The 1,989-nt window shown below is 46.4% G+C and carries 2 protein-coding genes; one reads left to right on the top strand and one right to left on the bottom strand.

Going from position 1 to position 1,989, the window contains the following annotated elements:
• The coding region (locus tag VIP81_RS05055) for a hypothetical protein (RefSeq protein WP_331957384.1) at positions 1-825 on the top strand (825 nt) is incomplete at its 5' end.
• A gap of 3 nt (positions 826-828) precedes the next feature.
• Here the strand turns inward: VIP81_RS05055 and VIP81_RS05050 are convergent.
• The gene (locus VIP81_RS05050; protein WP_331957383.1) at positions 829-1,728 is read right to left on the bottom strand and encodes an SDR family oxidoreductase; all 900 of its coding nucleotides are present in this window, start codon (positions 1,726-1,728) and stop codon (positions 829-831) included.
• Between the last annotated feature and the right edge of the window lie 261 nt (positions 1,729-1,989).

The raw sequence follows: 1,989 nt of genomic DNA, 5'->3' as shown, positions 1-1,989 counted from the left end.
ACGTTAACAGCTCCGCGCGAACAGATCATGTTTACCCAGCAGTGGCAAGATGATGGTTCCTGCGTGGAATGGATTGCGCTCAAGGAAAATCTGGTGCCGGCAGTAGCACAACGTAAGCTCGAAAAATACCTGGAAGAACTGAAAAATGGGCTGAAATCAGGCATCCCGCTAGTATTGCCGGGTATTGGACAGTTGCAGGGCGACTTTGCCGGTAATATCCATTTTCATGCGGAAGAGCTACCCATTGAAAAGGCTACCTTAGATCTTACGCCCATTGAGCGTGCAGATCCTAAACCAGTGGCATTTGCACCAGCGGCGCCTCAACCGGAAACGGAACAAAAACAGGCACTGGAGCCTATTATGACGGAAGAAATGGAAGAAACGCTGGAAGCCGTTACCCAGGAAAGTGGGTTCAAATGGTGGTGGGCCGGTATTCCGATAGCGGGTATTGTAATCGGATTGGCCGCCTGGTGGTATCTCTCCGGCGTATCTGCCGCAGTATCTGAAACAGCCCCTCCGGTAAATGTGGATTCCATTGCGAAGCAGGCCGCTATAGATTCACTGCAGCAGGTAGCCATCGCTGATTCTGTAGCAGCTGCTAATGCCGTACACACCTATTTTGCAGTTACCAAAACCTATAAAGATAGCAGCGCCGCTGTAAAGGACCAGAAGAAACAAGCCCACTGGGGCCGAACACTGGTGATCTATAAAAGAGATAGTTTATTCAGAACTGCCATAGAACTGCATGTAGTACCTGCAGATACAACACTGCAACTGGATAGTATCAGAACTGTATTTGGAAATAAAGTATACCTGGAATTCTAGTCGTCAGACTTTAATTTCCCCCGCCACAATCTCCAGCCCCTCCGCAAACGTGCGGGGCTGGTAACCCAGCTCTTTCGCCGCCTTATCTATCAGCAATCCTGTTTTAGCAGGACGGGCAGCTGGTTGCGCCAATGTTTTGGCACTGATCTTTTCTACCAGCGAGGTGTCCAGGTTGAAGAACTCGGCTGTTTTAATAGCCATATCGTAAGGAGTGAGTATTTCATTACCGGAGATATTAAAGAAACCGGTCGCTTTTTTATCTGCAATCAGTAAACAACCTTTCGCCAGATCATGACTCAGCGTAGGTGTACGCCACTGATCATCCACCACTTTTACTTTTTTACCCTGCTGTAAATTATTTTTCACCCAGGTAATCATATTGTTACGATGCGGATCGGCTACTACACCATATACCAGCACCGTACGCACAATGGCCCACTGCAGTTTGCTGTTAAACACCAAACGTTCAGCGGCCACTTTGCTGGTACCATAATAATTGATAGGATTAACGGTCGCTTCTTCACTGTAAGGACCTTGTAAACCATCGAATACGAAATCGGTGGACAGGAAAAGGAAGAAGGCGTTGACACTTTCTGCTGCATGCACGAGATAACGTGTAGCGCCTACGTTGGTATCCCAGCAGGCATCTTTATTTTTTTCACAATCATCTACCTGCGACATGGCACCACCATGGATAATGATATCCGGATGATGCTTCTCTACCAGCTGCTTTACGCTGCCGGCATCACGGAGATTTACCGCCTCGTAGGTGTAATTATCCCGCAGGGGAAAACGATTGGGGCCTCTGCCTGTGGCTATTACATCATATTTTCCATCCTGCAGAAAAAGCGGGATCAGATGTTGTCCCAATAATCCGTTACTACCAGTTATAAGTACCTTCATATAATTTGCGCTGTTTTTAAAGATAAGGAAAAAAGCAGAAGGCGGAAAGCAAAAAGCAAAAAGCTATTGTAGCGAATATCTATCCTTCACAGTCATTCGCTACAATAGCTTTTTGCTTTCTCCTTTCTGCTTTCTGCTTTATCTATTTATGCATACCGAGGTTATACATTGTAAACGCCCAGATATCCGTTGCTTCATCAATCAATTTAGATGTGGGTTTACCTGCACCATGTCCTGCCTGTGTATCAATACGGATCAATG

Origin of the sequence: Chitinophaga sp., assembly GCF_036566945.1 — a bacterium.
In the GTDB taxonomy this organism is placed as follows: domain Bacteria; phylum Bacteroidota; class Bacteroidia; order Chitinophagales; family Chitinophagaceae; genus Chitinophaga.
Note: the sequence above shows the minus strand (reverse complement) of the source record. Positions and strands in the feature narration are given on the sequence as shown.